The organism is Oceanisphaera sp., from assembly GCF_048268965.1.
Classification (GTDB): Bacteria; Pseudomonadota; Gammaproteobacteria; order Enterobacterales; family Aeromonadaceae; genus Oceanimonas.
Map to the genome: position 1 here is coordinate 54,355 of NZ_JBLWUK010000007.1, position 21,425 is coordinate 75,779.

At 54.6% G+C, this 21,425-nt stretch carries 19 protein-coding genes; 2 read left to right on the forward strand and 17 right to left on the reverse strand.

What is annotated here, in order from left to right; all coding sequences use genetic code 11:
* Positions 1-8: 8 nt before the first annotated feature.
* A complete protein-coding gene (locus ACN0VL_RS05435) occupies positions 9-371 on the reverse strand; it encodes a cupin domain-containing protein (RefSeq protein ID WP_417615273.1) in 363 nt (120 codons plus the stop codon).
* A 91-nt stretch (positions 372-462) separates the two neighbouring features.
* Complete coding sequence (locus ACN0VL_RS05440; RefSeq protein WP_417615275.1) at positions 463-834, reverse strand: VOC family protein; 372 nt, start codon at positions 832-834, stop codon at positions 463-465.
* A gap of 330 nt (positions 835-1,164) precedes the next feature.
* Here ACN0VL_RS05440 and ggt point away from each other — a divergent pair, with 330 nt between their 5' ends.
* Positions 1,165-2,904 carry a gamma-glutamyltransferase gene (ggt, locus tag ACN0VL_RS05445; RefSeq protein ID WP_417615277.1) on the forward strand — a complete coding sequence of 580 codons (1,740 nt, stop codon included), beginning with the start codon at positions 1,165-1,167 and terminating at the stop codon, positions 2,902-2,904.
* Between the two features lie 116 nt (positions 2,905-3,020).
* Here the strand turns inward: ggt and betT are convergent, their stop codons facing one another.
* The 5 genes from betT to ACN0VL_RS05470 all read right to left on the reverse strand — a co-directional run bounded on the left by betT (position 3,021) and on the right by ACN0VL_RS05470 (position 8,137).
* The gene (gene betT / locus ACN0VL_RS05450; RefSeq protein WP_417615279.1) at positions 3,021-5,267 is read right to left on the reverse strand and encodes a choline BCCT transporter BetT; all 2,247 of its coding nucleotides are present in this window, start codon (positions 5,265-5,267) and stop codon (positions 3,021-3,023) included.
* 250 nt (positions 5,268-5,517) lie between these two features.
* Positions 5,518-6,084, reverse strand: a complete 567-nt coding sequence (locus ACN0VL_RS05455; RefSeq protein WP_417615281.1) for a nucleoside deaminase — start codon at positions 6,082-6,084, stop codon at positions 5,518-5,520.
* A gap of 135 nt (positions 6,085-6,219) precedes the next feature.
* Positions 6,220-6,933, reverse strand: coding sequence for an RluA family pseudouridine synthase (locus ACN0VL_RS05460; RefSeq protein ID WP_417615283.1), 714 nt, complete (start codon positions 6,931-6,933; stop codon positions 6,220-6,222).
* A gap of 247 nt (positions 6,934-7,180) precedes the next feature.
* Entirely contained in the window at positions 7,181-7,522 is a 342-nt protein-coding gene (locus ACN0VL_RS05465) for a PBPRA1643 family SWIM/SEC-C metal-binding motif protein (RefSeq protein WP_417615285.1), read from the reverse strand.
* 108 nt (positions 7,523-7,630) lie between these two features.
* Positions 7,631-8,137 (reverse strand): DUF3087 domain-containing protein, encoded by a 507-nt coding sequence (locus ACN0VL_RS05470; RefSeq protein ID WP_417615287.1) that lies wholly within the window; start codon positions 8,135-8,137, stop codon positions 7,631-7,633.
* A gap of 155 nt (positions 8,138-8,292) precedes the next feature.
* Here ACN0VL_RS05470 and ACN0VL_RS05475 point away from each other — a divergent pair, with 155 nt between their 5' ends.
* The gene (locus tag ACN0VL_RS05475; RefSeq protein WP_417615289.1) at positions 8,293-8,775 is read left to right on the forward strand and encodes an NYN domain-containing protein; all 483 of its coding nucleotides are present in this window, start codon (positions 8,293-8,295) and stop codon (positions 8,773-8,775) included.
* Between the two features lie 311 nt (positions 8,776-9,086).
* Here ACN0VL_RS05475 and rplY read toward each other — a convergent pair whose 3' ends face one another.
* The 10 genes from rplY to ACN0VL_RS05525 all read right to left on the reverse strand — a co-directional run bounded on the left by rplY (position 9,087) and on the right by ACN0VL_RS05525 (position 21,353).
* Positions 9,087-9,374: a 50S ribosomal protein L25 gene (gene rplY, locus ACN0VL_RS05480; RefSeq protein ID WP_417615292.1), complete on the reverse strand. Its 288-nt coding sequence runs from the start codon at positions 9,372-9,374 to the stop codon at positions 9,087-9,089.
* 187 nt (positions 9,375-9,561) lie between these two features.
* A complete protein-coding gene (hrpA, locus tag ACN0VL_RS05485) occupies positions 9,562-13,437 on the reverse strand; it encodes an ATP-dependent RNA helicase HrpA (RefSeq protein ID WP_417615294.1) in 3,876 nt (1,291 codons plus the stop codon).
* Complete coding sequence (locus tag ACN0VL_RS05490) at positions 13,421-13,756, reverse strand: hypothetical protein (RefSeq protein ID WP_417615296.1); 336 nt, start codon at positions 13,754-13,756, stop codon at positions 13,421-13,423. Before ACN0VL_RS05490 ends, hrpA begins: the two co-directional genes overlap by 17 nt.
* 464 nt (positions 13,757-14,220) lie before the next feature.
* Positions 14,221-14,694, reverse strand: coding sequence for a glycine zipper 2TM domain-containing protein (locus ACN0VL_RS05495; protein WP_417615298.1), 474 nt, complete (start codon positions 14,692-14,694; stop codon positions 14,221-14,223).
* Positions 14,695-15,137: 443 nt separating this feature from the next.
* Positions 15,138-16,274: an MFS transporter gene (locus ACN0VL_RS05500; protein WP_417615300.1), complete on the reverse strand. Its 1,137-nt coding sequence runs from the start codon at positions 16,272-16,274 to the stop codon at positions 15,138-15,140.
* Between the two features lie 92 nt (positions 16,275-16,366).
* Positions 16,367-17,107: a hypothetical protein gene (locus ACN0VL_RS05505; protein ID WP_417615302.1), complete on the reverse strand. Its 741-nt coding sequence runs from the start codon at positions 17,105-17,107 to the stop codon at positions 16,367-16,369.
* A 34-nt stretch (positions 17,108-17,141) separates the two neighbouring features.
* A complete protein-coding gene (locus ACN0VL_RS05510) occupies positions 17,142-18,764 on the reverse strand; it encodes a DUF2813 domain-containing protein (protein WP_417615304.1) in 1,623 nt (540 codons plus the stop codon).
* A gap of 164 nt (positions 18,765-18,928) precedes the next feature.
* Positions 18,929-19,210 carry a peptidylprolyl isomerase PpiC gene (gene ppiC / locus ACN0VL_RS05515; RefSeq protein WP_417615306.1) on the reverse strand — a complete coding sequence of 94 codons (282 nt, stop codon included), beginning with the start codon at positions 19,208-19,210 and terminating at the stop codon, positions 18,929-18,931.
* A 153-nt stretch (positions 19,211-19,363) separates the two neighbouring features.
* Entirely contained in the window at positions 19,364-20,800 is a 1,437-nt protein-coding gene (locus tag ACN0VL_RS05520) for an aspartate kinase (protein WP_417615308.1), read from the reverse strand.
* Positions 20,801-20,951: 151 nt separating this feature from the next.
* Positions 20,952-21,353, reverse strand: a complete 402-nt coding sequence (locus tag ACN0VL_RS05525; protein WP_417615310.1) for an ectoine synthase — start codon at positions 21,351-21,353, stop codon at positions 20,952-20,954.
* Between the last annotated feature and the right edge of the window lie 72 nt (positions 21,354-21,425).

The following is a 21,425-nucleotide window of genomic DNA, read 5'->3' on the forward strand; positions in this document are numbered from 1 at the left end:
CGCTAGCCCTATTCGTCTGCTGCTTGTTCGGCGCGACCAGCCGGCCCCTGAATGGCCGCGTTAAAGAAAATCGCCAGCCATACTGTGATGCCGTCTGGCCGGGTATGACTGACCTTATGCCGACAATGGGCCGGAATATGAATAAAGTCACCGCTTTGCAACCTGACGACTCGTCCATCGGCAAACGTCAGTGTCCCTTCGCCCTGCAGCACCATCACCCATTCGTCTTCGTTCTGATCATACCAGCCCACTTCGGGCGAGCTATGCCCTTTAGACACAATGCGCTCGATACGCACACTTGGCGTGTTAAGCAGATCCTGAAAGTGCTCCCGGGCGAGATCTGCCGGCAGGTTTTCAAAAATATTATTCATGGTGTCGCCTCGGCTTGCGGGTGGGCCAAACTAAACAACCAATACGGCCCCCCTTGGTCGAAGTCGCTCTTTAACCGACTTTAAATACACCTTAACCGAAATAACTAAAACACAGCTTGTTGCCGTCTGCATCTTTCACATAGGCGCCATAAAACTTGTCGGCTATGCGTTGCCCGGGAGCACCATCGCAGCTTGCGCCCAGGGAAATGGCTTTGTGGTACATGGCATCTACCGCGGCTTTACTGCCCGGTGCAAATGACACCATATTGCCGTTACCCGGCGTTGCTGGCGCTTGGTTGAAAGGAATACACACCGCCAGCATGGGTTGCTCCATGGACTCACCAATAAAGCAGATACGCCCCATGTCCAGCAGCACCTTGCCGCCCAGCTCGGCCAGCAGCTCACCATAGAAGGCTTTGGCGGCGTCCAAATCACTCACACCTATCGTCACGTAATTGATCATGTTCAAGACTCCCGAAAAGTAATGACTCCCCCTGCACTTTACACCCACCGGGGCCATTTAACACCTTCATCTACCAAGCCTGTCCTTCGGTATTATTGTCACCTTGTCACCAAGGCCAAAAAAACAAGTTATTATCCTTAGCTTAACAATTTGATTCATTTGAATATAAACTACACTCTTGATCCGCTGCCAATGACCGCCTTGGTAAGCTGACTAAAAGTCGGCAAGGCGTAATATGAGCCGGGCTTGCGATATCAACCAAGTTAATAAATAAAGGTTATCTGGCGTTTAGTTTTATCCATTACAACCAGGTTTCAAGGAGAGTTGAACATGAAAATGGACTTGCGACCCGCTTTTACCGCGGCTTTGCTATTGACGACCTTTCACTTGTACGCCGCCCCCGCCGTTAGCACCGGCCATGGCGGCGCCGTAGCCACCGTATCGGAACAGGCCAGCCAGGCCGCACTGCACATACTCGATCAAGGCGGCAATGCCATTGATGCCGCCGTGGCAGCGGCAGCTACTCTGGGAGTCACCGATCCCTTTAGCTGCGGGATTGGCGGAGGCGGCTTTATGCTGATTTACTCCGCAGCCAACGACAAGGTGATCAGCATAGACCACCGTGAAACGGCCCCCGCTTACTTTCATTCTGAAATATTTCAGCAAGATGGCGTCGCCATGGAGTGGAAAGACACGGTTGCCAACGGCATTTCCGTGGGCGTGCCCGGTACCGTGCTGGGCTGGCAGGAAGCCTTGAACCGTTATGGCACCATGAATTTTGAGCAGTTATTGGCGCCAGCCATCAAGGTGGCGGAAGACGGCTTCAAGCTGAGCGAAAACTTTCATCGCATCAATCAGCTCAATGAAGGCAAGTTTTCCCGCTTTAGCACCGCCAGTCAGCTTTATCTGAAAGACGGCAAGGCTCACCCCGTAGGCAGCCACTTCAGTAATCCCGATTTGGCCAATACCTATCGCGCCATCGCCGCCGGGGGTGCCAAGGCCTTTTACGAAGGCGACATCGCCAAAGACATAGTGGCCGCCGTCAATCAGCCCCCGGTCAGCACCGGCACCCGGGTACTCGCAGGCAGCATGACCTTGAATGACCTGAAAGACTATGAAGTGCGTATTCGCCAACCCATTCACTCCACCTATCGCGGCTACGATGTCTACGGCATGGCTCCCCCTTCCAGTGGCGGGATTGCCATTGCTCAGGCGTTAAACTTGCTGGAAACCTTCGACTTGGCCAAGTTGTCCCGGGCGGAAGTCGAGCATTTATACCTGGAGGCATCCCGTTTGGCGTTTGCCGACCGCAACGCCTATGTGGCAGACAGTGAATATACCGATGTGCCAGTGGCCGGACTGCTGTCGAAAGACTATGCCAAAGAACGGGCCAAGCTAATGGGCGAAAAGGCATCTGGCAACCGCGAGCCGGGCGACCCTTTTGTATATCAGGATGATCCCTCTGTACCACTACGCCCAAGTAATGCCACTCTTGGCCAGGAGTCGGCTCATACCACTCATCTGGCGGTATCGGATAGAGAAGGCAATGTGGTGGCTTATACCTTTACCATCGAGGCCTGGGGTGGCAGCGGCATAGTGGTGCCGGGCCGCGGCTTTTTGTTGAACAACGAACTCACCGACTTCGACTTTAGCGCGCCGCACCCTAACGTACCTGAAGCCTACAAACGCCCCCGATCCAGCATGAGCCCCACCATAGTGCTGCAAGATGGTAAACCCGCCTTCACCATAGGTTCACCCGGCGGCTCCACCATCATCACTACCGTGCTGCAAACCATGGTCAACCACATCGATCTGGGCATGTCGCTGGCCGATGCGGTAGACGCACCACGCCTGAGCCAGCGCAACGGCGATACTACCCTGGTGGAAACCCTGCTTGAGTTCCCCGGTAGTGAGCAAGCCACAGCGCTGCAAGCCTTGGGCCATCGCTTTGCCGAAACGGATCAAATAGGCGCCGCCAACGGTATTGTCTTCAATGACGATGGCACAGTCACCGCCGTCAGCGAGTCCAAACGCCATGGCGTGGGCACGGCCCTTGTTCAGAAGCAGTAAGCTCAGAAACAGTAGTACCCTATAAGAAAGGGCAGCCCATCGGCTGCCCTTTTTCATGATAAGTTGTCAATATCGTCTGGGGTCTGGTATTAGTGCCAGCCTTTAGACACTGTCCGTTATTTGCCGTTGGGCAATATTGGCGGTGTGAGTACCGATGCAGTATCCGTTTCCGCGGAGTGAGTGAGGAAAGCGATATGCGCCTCATAGCGCTCCAGCACATCGTCAATCACCTGCTGCTTGGTGAGGCCCATCAGATCATAGCCGCCCGAGCCGGTTTGCGTGAACACCTCGAGTCGGTAATAAACGTCGGTATCAATCGACATCTTGCCACTGAAGGTTGGCACCGGCGCCTCGACAATAGACACCTGATAGTGAAAGGCGCGCAACTCGTCCATCGACACCCGCAGCAAGGGCCCTTCGATGCCGGTCGCATTAGCCACGTTGCCCCGCTCGATGTCATAACCCTCGTTGCGAAACTCGGCGGCGACTTCGTCCAGCGCGGGGCACACAGTGCTCTCGAGAAACTGGGTGACTTCCCGCCGCGATGGGTACGCCAGCAACTTTCCCAGTCGCTGCTTCCATGAACGCTCCGGCACATGGCCGCCGCTTGGGGCAATAGAGGGCCTGCGCAGCACCTGGCCCTCACGCTCGGCCCGCTCCATGCGCAACGCCTTGTAAAAAGAGGCCATCACCAAATAGGCAATAATGGTTACCGGTAATGCAAAAATGAGCGTCGCATACTCCATGGTCAACACGCCGCCCGCAAGCAGCATGGCGACGGTCAGCACGGCGGTCAGCAAAGCCCAGAAGATGCGCAGCCACTTGGGTCCGTCCTGCGACGGATCCGGGATTGAGGTCGAGAAGTTCGACATCACCATGGCGCCCGAGTTCGCACTCGTCAGGTAGAACAGCAAGCCCGAGAAGGTCGCCAGACAAATCAGGAATAACGCCCCCGGAAACATTTCCAGCAGTGCGTACCATCCTCGCTCCGGGCTCTGGACCGCAAGTTCGGCGAACGCCGTGTCGCCCTGCAGTACCTGATACAGAGCCGAGTTGCCGAAGAACGAGACAATAATAAAGTCGCACAGTACGGGGACCGTAATCGCGGCAATCACGAACTCGCGCAGCGTGCGCCCACGGGATATTCGGGCGAGAAAGACACCGACGAAGGGTCCCCAGGCGAGCCAGAATGCCCAGAAAAACAGCGTCCAGCCGCCCATCCACTCACTGCTGCCGGGCACGTAGGCGAAGGTCTGCAGCATGCGTACCGGCAGGGTGACCAAAAACTGACCTATGTTCTCGACGAGTGCATTCAACAGAAACGCCGTCTGTCCGGCAACCAGGATGTAGAGCATCATGGCCACCGCGCTCCAGAGGTTCAGCTCCGAAATCCAGCGAATGCCGCGATCCACGCCGGAGGTCGTGGCCGCTATGGTGAGCACCACGGCACCGATCACCAACAAGATTTGCAGCGTCAGCCCCTGCTCCAGGGCAAAAATATGCGAGAAGCCGACGTTGAGCAGTACCACGCCAATGCCCATGGTGGTGGCGACGCCGAATACGGTGCCCACCAGCGCAATAATGCTGATGCCATCACCCAGGGAGCCGCGAACGCGCTTGCCCAGCAAGGGGTAAAGCGCCGCCCGAATCGACAGCGGCATGCCCCATCGGTAGGCAAAGTACCCCATCGCCATGCCGAGCAGTGCATACACTGACCAGCCGGCAATGCCGTAGTGAAACATGGTCCAGACCACTGCATCCTGCAGCGCGGCGGCGGTCGCACCTTCGCCGGAAGGCGGGTGTAAATATTGTACAACGGGTCCGGTTACCGAGAAAAACAGCAGATCAATCCCCACTCCCGCCGCAAACAGCATCGCCACCCAGGTACCAAGTTTATACTGCGGCCGCGAGTGATCGGGCCCCAGCCGCACATCCCCTTCTTTGGACAACGCAACCCAGACCACGAAGCCGATCACCAGCGTCATCGTCAGCACGTAGTACCAACCGAGGTTGGTCGCAATCCAATCGACAACCATTTTCATGGTGCTGCGTGCATCATCAGGTGTCATGATGGCCCAGGCCGAGAAGGCGATGATCACCATTGACGAGATCAGCAGCACGCTCCAGTTAATGTAGGCCGAGCGGTGCTCGAGTAATTCCTGGGGACCCTTGCTGAGATCGCTGCGTGACACGGGTGTGTCGTCGTCCGGGTGGGGTCGGCGTTGTGAACCGCCGAATCGGCTGCGCTCCAGCGGTGGAGGTGTCTTCACTGCCTTCTCGTTCGCTACGGGTTTGCTCGACTGGGCGGTGTCGGAAAGTTTGTCTTGGTCGGAACCTTTGTCATCGGATGGCTCGTTCGCCATGGGCCTGCTCCCTCTACGTAATTGGATGACGCGACTTGAATCTTGTTATGGTCTGGCAAGGCGTACTTGTTGTACGCCATATCACCCAATGCCACTGTTCTGTCATGCTCTGTTTTCAGCGTAGTCTAACTCCCGAGTTTTGCGGTGTGCAGCAGCGTGGCGGTCGAGCGACCGCAACCAGGTGTAGCGGAGAGGTTATCAAGGAATACTGATGGACTGCTGGCGTATCGTTCCGACCGTGCCCCCTTGGTTACAAGGCACTCAGACCTTGCCAATCTTCCAAATCCAGTTTGGGCTGTTCGGCCCGAAAACGCGCATAAAGTGCTATTCCTTGCGGGTCTTCCACAATATCAACCTGAACGCCTTTTTGCTGCAACAGCATTTCATTACCGGAGGCGTTGGTTATATCTCCCACCACCACCCGGCTAAATCCTCTCATGTACAGTAAGGTTGCACACACATCACACGGGCTCAAACTGGTATAAAGCGTGGTGTGACTGAAATCGATGCGGCCCGCATCTCGAATGGCCGCCGTTTCACCGTGATTATAGGGATGATCTTCCTGCACCAGGGTGTTATGCCCCTTGCCTACTATGTTGTTGGTCGCATTATCCACTATCACGGCGCCTATGGGGCAGCCGCCTTCGTCATAGCTCTTTTGCGCGAGCAACACGGCAACACGCATAAAGTCGGCATCTGTCAGTTCCCGCGCAAAGTCTTCATCCATTAGCACGGGCAAACTGCTGGTTGGCATGTGTGCTATGGCTCTTAATGCCTGCTCGGTTTTATCTGTTTGTTTATCGAGTAAGGTGTTCATTATCGCTCCCTGTATAATGGCTGCCAGCTGCCGTGGCTGTTTACTGAAGGTCAAGTCACAACACGACCGCTTTTTTGTGCAAAATATGGCCGGGTTTGACTTCGAGTACCTGCAGCCTTTGACAAACGCCTCTGATTAAAACGGACAGGGACACTGTCCATGGAAGTGTTCACCGCCGGCTGGATGCACAAAATATAAATCACTGGCATGTAATAGCAAACGATCTGCCATCTGTTCGCTGTGATCGCTTGAATAGAGATCGCAGCCAAGAATCGGGTGCCCTATTGCCTGGCTGTGGATCCGCAACTGGTGTGTCCGCCCGGTATGAGGAGTAAATTGCACCATACTACGGCGTGGCAGATCCAGACGCTGCAATACCCTGTATTCACTGAGGGCCGCTTTGCCTGTGCTATGGCAAATCTTTACCCGGGGAAAATGATTTTTATCTTTCGCTATCGCCGCGGTAATGTGCCCCTGATCGTCGGCAATCCAACCTTCCAACAGGGCGAGATAACGTTTTTGAATCGTGCGTGTCTGAAACTGTTTATTGAGGTGCTGCGCCGACGCAGCATTCAGCCCCACCACCATAATGCCCGAAGTGCCAAAATCCAGACGATGGGGTAGCCTGGCTTCCGGAAAGGCCGGGCTCACCCCCGCCTGGCCATGTACCAAACGATGGTGTACCGAGTCCCAATTGAGGGGGTTTTTACCCGATAAACTCAGCAAGCCACTGGGCTTGTTGATCAGCAGAATGTCGTCATCCTGATGCAATATTTCCACCACACCGCTACACACTGGCGCCACAAAGTCATCAACTATGGGGGGACTCGACTGGGCGTTACTAGACATTCAACATTTCCCGCTATTGATTACATAACATCCAGATTCATCTGCCCAGGCGAAAGAGCGCGTAACTGTGTTCTCAAGCTCCTTGCACCCAGTGAAACATAGGGCATTTTTTGGGTTAGGCTGTCATCCTGATGAACATCAGGATCTCGGTTTTATCGGCAAAGACCAAACAAGATACCGGGGCAAGCCCGGTAAGACGGCATAGGGCAGCGTATATTTTATTTGAAGCTCGGTTGGTAATTACAGTTCAAGCACAGCATTTTTTATATTTTATGCCGCTGCCGCAAGGGCATGGCTCGTTGCGTTCTGGCTTTTTCTCTGCTTGCAGAGGTGTACCTTTATTCAGCAGCACAGTTAACGCGCCAATCGACTCGCTGGCACCCGGTTCTGCATTCACTTGTATGTTGGCATAAAGGTGAGCCTCATTCACCATGACAGCCACTTCTTGGCGGCGTGCTTCACTGGTTACCACCAGCTCAAGTGGATGTTTTTGACTACCCGGTTTATGGCTTGCCTTGGTTTGATAGCCATAGCTAATGTGGCTTTGACGGGCATCCTGGCGGCCCTTGAAGAAAAATTTGTCTGACATGGGTTGATCCTTACTGCTTAAAAGGACAGGGGCGGCGCTCGCTATAAGCTGGCCACTCGCGCAACGAAAAAGCGCCTTGCTGATAACAAGGCGCTTTTTCAAGTGGAATTAAAACTGTTTCAACAGCTGCTCGTTAAAGTCATCAAGGTTCAGTTTTACATTATGCTGTTCAGCCAGGTTATTCAGTGTGGTTTGTTTTACTGCCAGCTCATCCATAATAATGGTGTTATCGTCCAGCTGCCATAATAGACGCGAACCAGAGTAACTGTATTGCAAGGCCAGCATGGCGTCGGCATTGCCCTGCTGGGCGGCTGCTTCAAGCTTGCGCATTTTGCGCGTGATCTTGTTCAGCACCTGCTTTAACTGCCAGACATAATACACTTCGGTCAAATAAGAATGGTGGCGACACTTGCTTAGAGTCAAGCCAACCAGGGCTGCACTCACCAACACCCCTATTGCATTCCAGTGAAAGTGGCTGCCGCTGGGATCAGGAAATAAGTAAATCAGGAACTGAGAAAGCAATAAACTACTTATCGCCAAACACAAGGCACAGGCAACAAGCACTCTATTTAAGTGTTTACGATAGCGTTCTTTATCAACTTCTATTAATTTCATGACATACTTAATATAAAAATGATTCGCATTATAGCTAAAAACCCGTCAGGCCACCATTCATTTGTCATGACCCTGGAGTCTGGTGACCCAGCGCTAAAAATAGGCGGTGGATTCTGTTACAGTCTGACGTACAACACAGAGGGTCAGGCGAAGTCATGAGAGATCAGGAAAAGGTGGCGATTTTTGTCGACGTACAAAATGTGTACTACACCTGTCGGCAGGCCCTGGGCCGTAATTTTGACTACAACGCCTTCTGGGCTCAGGCAACCGCCAATCGGGAAGTGGTGGCGGCTTATGCCTATGCCATCGACAGAGGGGACGAAAAACAGCGGCAGTTTCAGAATATTCTGCGCGCCATCGGCTTCGAGATAAAGCTCAAGCCCTTTATTCAGCGCGGCGATGGCTCTGCCAAGGGCGACTGGGACGTAGGGATCACCATCGACATGCTGGAGTGCGCAACCATTGCCGATACCCTGGTGCTGGTTTCCGGTGACGGCGATTTTGCCATCCTGGCCGACAAGCTGCGCCAGCATTACGGCAAACGCGTGCAAATATACGGCGCGCCAGCGCTCACCGCCAAAGCCCTCATGGATGCCGCCAGCGACTTTATTGCCATCGATCATCAACTGCTGCTGTAAAGGGTGAAGTATTCGGCCGTTTCAGGCCGTGCCACAGTTCTTGGTCCAATACTATTTGCATCAAATATGGACCCTACAAAAACCAACACCGAGATCCTGATGTTCATCAGGATGGTTCAGTGGCTGGTTTACCTTTATCGTCATCCCCGCAGCCTGACAATTCAGCGCAACAGACCCTGGATTCCCGCCTTCGCGGGAATGACAAGAGAGGATGCGCGGGAATGACGACAGAACCACAGCCGTAATGCGGCATGAGGTACTGGCACAAAAAAACCGCCCGAAGGCGGTTTTTTTTCTGTTTTTCTTCGCGATTAAACGCGAATGAAATCCAGGTGAGCCAGCTTGGGCTTGAAGGGGTGACGCTGTACGTCTTTTACTTTTACCTTCACTTCGCTGCCGTCGATGACCAGGGTCAGCACTTCGTTGTAAAAAGCATCTTCAGCCTGGGCGATGATGGCTTTTTTGTGGTCCAGAGCAATGGCTACTGGCTCCTGGCCTGCACCGTAAACAATGGCAGGAACTTTGTCTTCATGACGCAGGCGGCGGCTCGCACCTTTCCCCAGGTCTGAACGAACTTCAGCTTCAAATACGAATGACATAATTTTCTCTCTATAAGGTTAGTGGCAAACGCTGCGACCGGCATTTGCCTGTAAAAAGCGCGCGGACTTTAACATGCACAGGCCCAAACGACAAGATAAAGAACAAGCCTCTACCAGAGCGAGGCAGAAAAACATCTGTTTCGTTTGTCTTCTTCCTCACCCTTCACCCTTCGCTCTTTACCACTTCTCACAAGGCATTAATCTGCTGCAAAATTCGTTTATCCGAAATGGGATAAGGCGTGCCCAGGGTCTGGGCAAAGTACGACACCCTCAGCTCTTCTATCATCCAGCGAATATCCGCCACTTCGCAGAGCAAGGGCTTGCCCTTGGGCTGCTTGTTCAGCAATAGCTTGTAGGCCTGCTGCACCTGCTGGATTTTCAACAAATGGGCGCGATCCCGATGCGGGTCTATGGGCAACTTGTCCAGCCGGCGCGACAAGGCCTCCAGATAGCGGTTTAAATCCGCCAGTCGCTCTCCTCCGGTCGCGGTGACAAAGCCGCGAAAGATCAAGCCATCCAGCTGGGCCTGAATGTCGGACATGGCCATGGCCTGTGCCAGATCTATCCTGCCCTTGAGCCGCTTTTTCACTGCGTGAGCCCGGCTCAGCACTTCTTCTACCTGCAACGCAATCGCGGCTACGGTCTGATTCAGCTCACCGGCCACCTTGTCTTTCAGCTGCTCAAAGTCGGCAGGGGTCCAGGCGGGGGCGCCGTGCTTGCGCATCAGGGCATGCACACCGGCCTGAATACAGTCATCGACCAGATCCAGCACCTTGCCATAAGGGTTGAAATACAACCCCAGCTTGGCCTTGTTCGGCAGCTTCTCGTGCAAATACTTGATGGGAGACGGTAATTGCAATAGCAACAGGCGGCTTTGGCCCCGCCACATGGTCTGCTCCTGGCTGACTTCATCTTCGCACAAGGTCAGCGCCACACTGCTGCCCTTGTCGGCCAGGGCCGGATACGCCTTCACCTCAAACCCCGCACGCTTGGCGGCATAGGTTTTGGGAATGGTACGCTCGGGAAAATGCTGTAACCCTTCCTGCTCGAAGCGGTCATCATCTACCGCTTCTGTCAGCGCGGTTTGTACCTGCCCCTGCAACGACAGTTTAATGGCCTCCAGATCGCGCCCCGCGGCCAACACCTCGCCCTTGGCGTCCAGCACACAAAACCGCATCAGCAGGTGAATGGGCAGTGCCTGCCAGTTCCACTCATCTCGGGGCACGGTGACACCAGTCATGCGCCGCAGGTGTTTTTCAACCTGTTCCAGCAGCTCACCGTCAAAAGGCGTGGCCGCTGCCAGCACGGCGTCGGCAAAGTTGGGAGCCGGCACAAAGTGTTTGCGCAGGGGTTTGGGCAACGACTTGATCAGGCTGATCACCAGCTCGCGGCGCAGCCCCGGCACCTGCCAGGCAAAGGGCGCGGCCGTCACCTGGTTCAACAGGGGCAAGGGAATGCGTACCGTCACCCCATCTTCTTCCTGCCCGGGTTCAAACTGATAATCGAGCACCAGGTTCAGGCCATCGTGCTGCCAGGCATCCGGATAATCCTGGGTGGTTACTTTTTCTGCCCGTTCGTTCAGCAGCATCTCTTCTGTAAAGTGCAACCGCTCCGGCTTGTCTTTGCGCGCCTGCTTCCACCACTTGTCAAAATGGCGAATCGAGACGATGTCGGCAGGCAGGCGCTCGTCGTAAAAGCGAAACAGGGTTTCATCATCAATCACCAGGTCACGCCGCCGTGACTTGTGCTCCAGGGTTTCCGCCTGATCCAGCAAGGCGAGATTATGATGGAAAAACTCATGGCGGGTCTGCAACTCGCCCTCCACCAGGGCCTGGCGAATAAACAGCTCGCGACACAGCTTGGGGTCTACCTCGCTGTAATTCACTCGTCTGCGCACCACCACAGGCAGGCCAAACAAGCTCTGGCTCAAGTAGCCCATCACGGCCCCCTGTCGTTTTGACCAGTAAGGCTCGCTGTAGCTGGACTTCAGCAAGTGCACCGCGGCCCGCTCTATCCAGTCCAGCTCAACCCGTGCGGCAGTACGCCCATATAAACGGTGGGTTTCGGTGAGTTCGGCCACCATCAGCCAACGGGGCGGCTTCTTCGCCAGTGATGAACCCGGCACCAGGACAAAGCGCGCATTGCGGGCGCCCAGAATGTCCTTTTTATCACCATCCCGCATGCCCACCTGGCTTAACATGCCGCTCAGCAGCGCCTGATGCAGACTGTTGTAATCTGCCGGCTCGCTGTTCAGGGCAAAGCCCAGCTCGCGGACCACCAGCCTCAGCTGGCTGTAAATATCCTGCCACTCCCGTACCCTGAGGTAGTTTAAAAACTCCTTCATGCACTGTTTGCGAAACTGATTACCGCTCAGCAGTTTTTGCTGCTCTTTCAGGTAATTCCACAGGTTGATATAGGCCATGAAGTCCGAGTCTTTATCGGCAAAACGACGATGCATTTCGCCGGCGGCCTGTTGTTTGTCCTGAGGGCGCTCCCGGGGATCCTGAATACTGAGCGCGGCGGTGATCACCATCACTTCGGTCACGCAGCCGTGCTCCCGTGCCGCCAGCACCATGCGGGCCAACCGGGGATCTATCGGTAAACGGGCCAGATCCCGCCCCAAGGGGGTCAGGGATAAATCCCCCTGCTCGCCCAGCACGGCACCCAGCTCTTCAAGCAGGCGAACGCCGTCGCTGATGTGTTTGCGTTCCGGGGCTTCCACAAAGGGAAAGGCAGCAATATCGCCCAGTCCCAAAGACAGCATCTGCAGAATGACCGAGGCCAGGTTGGTACGCAGAATTTCCGGATCGGTAAATTCCGGCCGATTCATAAAATCGTCTTCGCCGTACAGGCGAATACAGATTCCCGCTTCTACCCGGCCGCAACGTCCCATACGCTGATTGGCGCTGGCCTGAGAAATAGGCTCAATCGGCAAGCGTTGCACCTTGGTGCGATAGGAGTAGCGACTAATGCGTGCCGTGCCGGGGTCGATGACGTACCGAATGCCGGGCACAGTAAGCGAAGTTTCTGCCACGTTGGTGGCCAGCACGATGCGCCGGCCGCTGTGGGACTGAAAAATACGGTTTTGCTCGGCATTGGACAGCCGGGAGTAAAGGGGCACTACCTCGGTGTGGCGCAGCTCCAGCTTGTTAAGTGCATCGGCGGTATCACGAATTTCTCGCTCGCCATTCATGAAAATCAGTATATCGCCGGGCCCTTCGTGGGTCAGCTCGGTCACCGCATCAAAGATGCCCTGCAGCTGATCACGCTCGCGGTTATCGTCGACCAAAGGCCGATAACGCAACTCGACCGGATAGGTACGCCCCGATACCGTAATAATGGGGGCCTGATTGAAGTGCTGGGAGAAGCGCTCGGGATCGATAGTGGCCGAGGTGATGATGACCTTGAGATCGGGCCTTTTCGGTAATAGCTGTTTCAGATACCCCATGATGAAGTCGATATTCAGGCTTCGCTCATGGGCTTCATCGATAATGATGCAGTCATACTGGCGCAACATGCGATCTTGCTGAATTTCGGCCAGCAGCATGCCATCCGTCATCAGCTTCACTTGCGTGGCGTCACTGATCTGATCGTTAAACCGTATCTTGTACCCCACTCGCTCGCCCAGCTCACACTCCAGCTCCTGCGCCAGTCGCGTGGCCACGCTGCGGGCCGCCAGCCGGCGAGGCTGGGTATGGCCTATGGTGCCATCGAGACCAAAACCCAGCTCCAGACACATTTTGGGGATCTGGGTGGTTTTACCCGAGCCGGTTTCGCCCGCGATGATCACCACCTGATGCTCACGAATGGCCGCTTTAATGACGTCTCGCTTATCGCTAACCGGCAGCTGCGGTGGATAATGGATAGGTTGGTTCAGCAACTGTTGACGGCGGCTGCGTTCGGCCATGGACGTCGCCATCTCCAGCGCTATTTTCTCCAGCACCTTTTGCCGCTTGGCGTCGGGCAGCTTTGCCACACCTTGCAAACGATGACGAAAACGCCCTCGCTCGGATCCTCTGCATTCCTTCAGTCTTGTTTGCAACTGTTCAACCGACTGCGCCAAAACCAACCCCATATACTCGATGAAAACTGGCGCGCAGTTTAACAGATATGAGCCACGAAGGGAGCCAGCCAGATGGCGGCGCTTCAAACAAGGTATCTTGCCCGGGGGCATGGGCCTTCAACCGCCGGCCCCACAGAGGGTTCGGCTCTGGCAACAGCGTTAGCCCCTGGTTAATCGCAAACACATGCTCAAAACCACCATTGGTGGTTATTTTTACAACAAAAAAAGCCACTGAGAATAACCAGGCTGATCCGGGCAGCACTAATACGTCGAACATTGGCTTGCAGCCACTCAGGCCACTGCTTTCAACACCAAGCATAGCCAGACACACAACATCAAACCTAAACCTCTGATTTAGCTAACTAAAAAAAATAAACCAATGTGAACAATTTTGCTTACAACGACTAAAAGTCACGATAACCGAAGTAGATAATTATAAAAATAGACGTTACGAGCCACCAAACACACATAACTCACTTAAAAACAAAATAGCGGTTGTAAAGACACCGAACGTGCCGTATATTGGATCCACAGCCCATTGTTAAGGAAGGTAAAAAATGAAAGAGTTGATTATTACTGTCATTTTTACAGTCGGCGCCGCTGTAGTCGCCATTTCTGCACCTTCCTTGGCACAGATGTAAATGAGCCCGGGAAGACAGGACTGTAAAAAGTAGAACAATAAAAACAGCAAAGTGACAATAAAAACAGTTTTACAACAAAAAGGCGCCCAAGGGCGCCTTTTTGTTTAGCTGACTACGCCCTATCCGGACGAGGGGCTGTTATTTAATAGGGTGCCACGCTCATGTTGCTGCCCGACCCCACCAAACGCACTCGTTGCCCTGGTTGCCAGTTACGATCGGCCTTTTGCACCACAATCAGGTTTTCACCATTGTCGGTGCGCACTTCAAGCTCTACCGCTTTTACCTGATTGATTTTATCTTCGGCACGAGAGCCCACCATGGAGCCCGCAATGGCGCCCACCGCTGTGGCTAACGCCTGCCCTGACCCACCACCAACCTGGTGTCCCAGAATACCGCCCACGGCACCGCCACCCAGGGTACCAATGATATTAGGGTTTTGATCTCCAGCCTGAATCAGCACCGGCCGCACTGATGTGACAGTGCCGTAAGTGACACTTTGCGCCTGTTTGGCGGCGCGGCTGCCATACACATCACCCGAGTACACATCCGGGTTGGCACAGCCCGCCAGGCCCAACGCCGCCACCATGGTCATCGTTGATAATAGTTTAAGTTTCATATTCCACTCCCCAGCAAGTGCTAGCTTGTTCTGTTGTTGTACAGGGTAATAGTACCATAAAGCGCTGCCGCTATTTTGGTCGAATGAATTCGACCCTATTACTTAATCCCGCATTACAGGTAGGGCTCTGTCGTCATTCCCGCGAAGGAACGTCATCCTCGCATATGAACGTCATCCTCGCGAAGGTGGGGACAGGGACGGGAATCCTGGGCTGGTGGCGCAGAACAGTCTGCCTGCGCTTCTCCTGCAAAGACACTGGACCCCCGCCTTCGCGAGGGTGACGAGAAAAGAAAGCTAGCCCCAGTACCTACATAAATTACGCGTGATTACTTAAAAATATGGGGTTATGCCGAACAACCTACTCGGAACCAAACTGTCAGGATCGACAAGGGCCGGCACCAGGCCAGCCCTTGAAGCAAAGTAATAATGAATAATACCGAGCGTTACACAGTAGTGCCCACAGGCTTGTCGGTCAGCAAACGCATCAGCAACAGCCACAACGCCCAACCAGCCACCAGCAAGATAACAAACAAGAACAACCCGGACTGGAATTTCTCCAGCATCAGGCCCGCAATCATGGGGCCGGTCAAAGAGCCAATGCTGTAGGTAAACATCAACTTCTGAGTCATTTTTATCAGGGCGCGGCCGTTCATTTTGCCGCAGGCATACGCCATGGTCGTCGGATATAACGTAAAGCCACCCGCACCCAGCAACGCAAAGGCCAGCAACATGACTCCCTTGCCGTCGAACTCCCATAGCAACAAGCAGCCGGCACCTATCATCAGCGTTTGCACCGCCATCATGGCTCGCTTGCCCACCTTGTCGGCCAAGCTGCCATTAGGCAACTGAAATGCCATGCCACATAAAATAAGCCACGCCATGTACAGGCCCACTTCATCACCCAGGGCCAGCTGCTCCAGCTGAATCGGCATTAGTGCAGACAGAGTCCCTAACAGCATGCCCGCCACCAGACAACCCACCAGCCCCAGGGCGCGCTCGGCACGAGGCGGTTTGCCACTGGCACCATGGCTCTCGGCTTCATTTTCCAGGTCAGGCCGCTTGGCCCACAATAATGGCACCACAGACAAAACACACAAGCTGCTCGCCAACCAAAAACCCATCATGCCCGACAAGAGTTCCCAGTCGATAAATAACTGGCTAATACCGTAGCTGAAGTAATACACCAGCATATAACGCGCCATGGAGCGGGAACGTTGATGCAGAGGCGCCACACCCAATACCCAGCTTTCCACCGCGACAAAACCGATGGCGGCGGCCATGCCCGCCAATACCCGCAAGATCAGCCACACCGGTAACAGGCTGGTCCAGGTTAACGCCAGGGCCGCCAGCGCCAGCGCGATACAGCAAAATACCAGTGCCCGCACATGCCCCAGCCACTGAATAAACTTGTCGGCAAAAAAACTCGCCCCCAGCATACCCAGATAAAAAGCCGAACCCACCAAGCCAATTTGTGCCGCAGGTGCCCCCTGCGCGTTCAGATACACGGCCACCAGGGTCAACAGAAAAGCGTTACCCAGGGTGAGCAGTATCAGGTGTAAGTAAAGGGGTATTAAGTGCATGGCGCCTCCGGTTTTGAGGCGCGCATTCTAGTCAGCAGGTATTATGAAGTACAACGAGAAAAACTGTGCATTATCAGCAGTTTTTTTGCTGTTTAATTAATGTTAACCGACAACTGCCAAATAATGCCTTGTCCCACCGTCAGGGCTCCTATTACTAACAAGGCAGCAACCGCAATCACCGGCGGTTTGGTCGGCTCTTTTCTTAGCAGGGGTAACAACCAGATAATGGCGCCCAGCAAAACAGCCGCGCACATTTGGGCAAACGGCCCGATCAAGCGGCCGGTATCAAGCAACACCTGAGACTCACTTTGTGACCATAAGGTCTGCACCAGAAGTAACAACATCCAGCCAATGGCAAAGCCAATGCCCACCAGCGGCAACAACAGGTTAAACGCCTGCAAACGATGCTTCGCACGCACCATGATCAAGTGAGTAAAGACACAGCCCCCCGCTCCGGCCATCAAGAGGGCGGCAGGCCCCTCACGCAACAGCAGACCCAGGCCATAACACAGTGCCAGTATCAGGCCGGGCCCATGCCAGTTTAACGGAAGGCTTCGCTTACCTTGTAGTCTGGCCTGATACAAGACAGCCCCCAGCCCCAGTGCCAGCGTGACCCCGCCCAGCCACAGCATCCAGCTGGGCACCCCGGCCTCCACTGACAGCATGAGCGCCAGCCCGAACACGGCCCATACCGATATCAGGCCATCACTAATGCGTCGTCGCTGACCCGGGCACAGGTCACCATTGCGCAAGATCCACAGTAATAGCCCCAGCGCCGTTATTGCGGTTAAGGCCAGGGGCGCAAACAGTCGCGCCGACAGCAGGTCAGTCATTTATCCATCTCCAAGAAAATAAGCGGGAGGTATTTTAGCGTTGTCGGCGGGCGTTAGCGACCATGCGTGCAAACATGCGCCTTAATTCTTTGGGCACGCTGTTCACACCTTGCAGTTCAACGGCTTCCACGACCGCCAGGGCCATGCCCGGCTTGCTTCGTCGGCTGAGGGCGCGCTCTATGATGCGGCTGGATGGTGTGTGCTTGTCATAAATTTGGGCTTCCTGGCGAAATACCGACTCCAGGCCGTTATCAAACAAATAGTGTTCAATATCGATGCGCGGTAACACGGTAAGATGATCTTCTTCTCGCTCGCCGCGCAGCAGGCTGCGTACCCCTTGGGCATATTTTTGGCCCGCTTCGTCGCCATCGGTCAGCAGATGCCAGCCAATGCCGAAATCCCGCGCCACTTTAATCAGCGGACTATGACCACACTGGGCAAACTCGATAATGCGAATGCCTTCTGCCGGTAATACATAGCCACAAATTCGCGCCAGCTCATTCAACAGCCAGATTTCGGTTTCCCCTTCTACCAGCAGCCAGTAGCGGGCAAACAGGGACATGGGGCGGTTAATCCGCACATGAAAGGCAATGCGGCGCATGTCTTCGCCATTGTATTTTTCATTACCAATCTGAAAGCTCCTGGTTTCACCCTCCAGGCGCACCAGACGGCGTAGATGATGCAGGGGAAACGCCGACAACAAGTCTCCCGAGTTGGTGGTGACCAGTTTTTGGCCGGGAAAGCGGTCCAGTATTCCCCAGGTAATGGCCAGCATGGTGGGATGCAGACGACTTTCGGGATCTTCTATCAGCAACATGGGCCTGGCGCCCACTTCAATGGGCCGCCCGCCACGGGCCTGCAATATGGTATGCGCCACCGCCGACAAGGCTAGAGACAGGCCGCTTTCTTCCCCTTTGGGCTGCCAGTTGTTGAGTTTGCCCAGCTGACTCAGGGTGACCGGGTGAATGGCAATGTCGCGTGCTCGTCTTGGGGCGCGGCTGGTAGCGCCTTGGGGCGTGAAGTAGTGCTCAAGCAGTTGTCGTACCGCATCCAGGCCCGCTTTAATGTCCTGCTGGGGCAGTTCGTCTTCTTTTGCCAGCTGCTCACTCAGGTGGGTTAATAACTGATCGTAATCGCCGTTTAAATTCACGATGGGCAAGTCTTGAGGGATGCCACGGGAGTCGCGCAGGCGAAACACCGGGTTCATTTCTATCAGCATGTGCACCAGCTGCGCCGCATCCTCCTGTACGATGGGCACGCCGCCGCCGTTAACAAACCCGTGCTCGCTCACAACACCCGACTGGCTGCGTTTGGCCCGTGCCCGATAATGCACCCGGTGAAAGCCGTCTTTGTGCTTGACCCACACCGGCTCCAGCCGCGCCAGCCTGGCCGAGTGCTCGCTGATACCCGGCCGGTGCTCGCGATAGGTCAGCACAATTTGCAACTCATCGACCGTCTCGCCGGGCCCCACTCGATAAAAGTCTTCATCGACAAACTGATAGCAACAGCCACCCTGCCCCATCAAGCGCCACAAGGCGCGAAACAGGCTGGTTTTACCCCACGCATTTTCCCCCATCAGCGCCGTGCTCTGGTTCAGCGATAACGACAGCTGATTAAGGCCCATAAAATTGCGGATCTGTATATGCTCAAGAAACATCGGCGATCCTTGGTCAGTTTGTCACACTCACAGGTTTAGCTGTCAGTAAAAGATAAAGCACCAGGCTAAATTGTAGGGTCGAATTTATTCGACCAAACATCCCGGCTCGACCTGAACAGGGCCAATGAATGGGCCCCGACCAAACACACTGCCCTGGCTTGATCTCAGTTACGATAGAGCACCTTAACTAGATGATAGCCGAAACGGCTTTTAACCGGCCCTTGAATGGCTAACTCGGGCCCGGAAAATACGGCTTTGTCTACCGAGCCCACCATGTCACCTTTTTTAAACTCGCCCAAATCACCGCCACGCTTACCGGATGGACAGGTAGAGTATTTTTTAGCCAGCTGGTGAAAGTCGGCGCCCTTGGCGAGCTGTTGCTTTAATGCCAGGCATTCAGCTTCGGTTTTAACCAGTATATGCAGGGCACAGGCACGTTTAGCCATAATCAATTCCAGATCCAAAAAAGAAACAAGGGTCCAGTGTGCCAAAATGCGGGGAAACAGGGAAGGGAAGGAGCACAGTGAGGAGTGAGGAGTGAGGAGTGAGGCGTTAAACTCCGGCACCTCCCCCCTTACTCCTCACGCCTCACTTAGGCATCAAGCGACGGCCAGCGCTACCGTTTCGGCATGGGTATGCACCAGTTCGTCGTGCAGGGACACCACGGCCTGCTCGTAGAATTCATCGTCCACAATAAACTGCATTTCTACTGCCCGCAGCGACTGATGCACGGCGCGGACCGGCACGTCGGCTTTGTTGAGCGCCGCCACAGAGCGGGCCAGCAAACCCGGAAGGCTCATGTCACTCCCCACGGCTGACACCACGGATACCCTATGGGTGTTGATATCGGCGTTTTCAAAGCGACGCTGCAAGGCGCCCACCAGGGTGCGTACTACCTTGCGGTTACCAGAAATATAATAGGTCAGCGTGTTGGCGTTCATGTCTTTGGACACCAGGTTCAGGCGCATGCCGTCCAGCTCATCGGTAAAGCACTCGGCATAATGCGACACCCGGCCCACCATGTCCTGATCATAGAGCTCAATCGCAAAAATATTACGGCGCCCCGCCACCATTTCCACACAAGGCGAAGGACTGCGATAATCGGTGGTGATCAGGGTGCCTTCGTGATCCGGCTCGAAGGTGTTACGCACCCGCAGTGGAATATTCTGCTGGCGCAATCCTTTGGCGGCCTGGGGATGAATGGCCTCCATGCCCAGATTAGACAGCTGATCGGTGACATCATAGTTGGTGCGACCAAGCGGAATCACCTGATCTTCACCCGCCAGCCGCGGATCGGCGCTGCTCAGGTGATATTCTTTATGAATAATGGCTTCCCGTGCACCGCTTAACACGGCCAGTCGGCTAAAGGTCATTTCACTGTAGCCGCGGTCGAAACGGCTCATCAAGCCTTCTTTACAATGGGCATAACCGGTCACGACCGGCAGCTGACTCGACAGATCAAAACGCGACAGCGCCTGCTCCAGTACCTCATCCAACGGCAAGGCTTCATCGGTGCGCCAGCCCGTTAAGTCCATCAATACGGCATTCACACCACTTTGGCGCAAATACAGCACCATGTTGTGGGCACTGTGGGCTTCACCCATGGCGGCCAGCAGCTCGCGAATGGTTTGCAGCTGCTCGGCCAGCTGAAACTGACCGAAGGCACAGACCTGGCGTAGATGGTGCAAACAGTCGCGAATACCGGCAATGCGGTCTTGCAGAAAAGAATCCGCCAACGCGCGTTCCGGGCTGCGGCCAAACATGTCTTCGTTAATTTGTGCCATGCGATTGCACACATTATCCAGGGTTTGCTCCCAGGCACTGTCATCTTCTGCATCGGCATAGGTGGCATACACTCCGGGGGCACCGGTGCGCTTGCACTCCAGCAAGCCGTCGGTAATACCGCCAAAGGCCGATACCACCAGCATCCGCTGATAGTAGCCACCCAGTTTGCGTTTGTGTAATACGATATTGTCGCGGACCGCCTGATATTGACTCATGGAGGTACCGCCAATTTTTTCTACTGTGTGTGACACTATTATTCCCTTAAATTATTAAAATTTTGGTCATGACTGTGATCGCACATTTTCAGTGGGCCTGGGGGAGAGTGGCCAAATGGCGAATAACGCCCTGCCCAGTGAAAATGTCCGTAGTCGGGGGACAGCCCCCGACACAATAGAGACGGCCTTAGGCCTCGGCGCTGTCCAGCGCATAAACACCATCGGCATCATGTACTTCTTTACCCGTCAGTGGCGGGTTGAACACGCACGCCAGCTTCATGTCTTCACTGCCGCCACGCAACAGATGGTTGTCGTGCTTGTCCAGAATATAAAGCGTGCCGGGCTGGATGGGATAAACCTTGCCGTCGGCCAGGTCTTCAATTTCGCCGTTACCGCTAATGCAATACACAGACTCGAAGTGATTCTGATAATGAATGTGGGTTTCGCTGTTGGCATAAATAGTGGTGATATGAAACGAAAAACCCACGTTATCGTCTTTCAGCAACATGCGGGTGCTTTCCCAGGTGCCGGTTTCAGACTCGACACGGCGTTCACTTTGTTCACATTCGGCAAGAGTACGTACTATCATGAAATGTCCTTTCTTTAGTGCTGTTCTTGTTCGCCCGGGGCGAACACGATTAATCATTCATTAAAAAAGGGG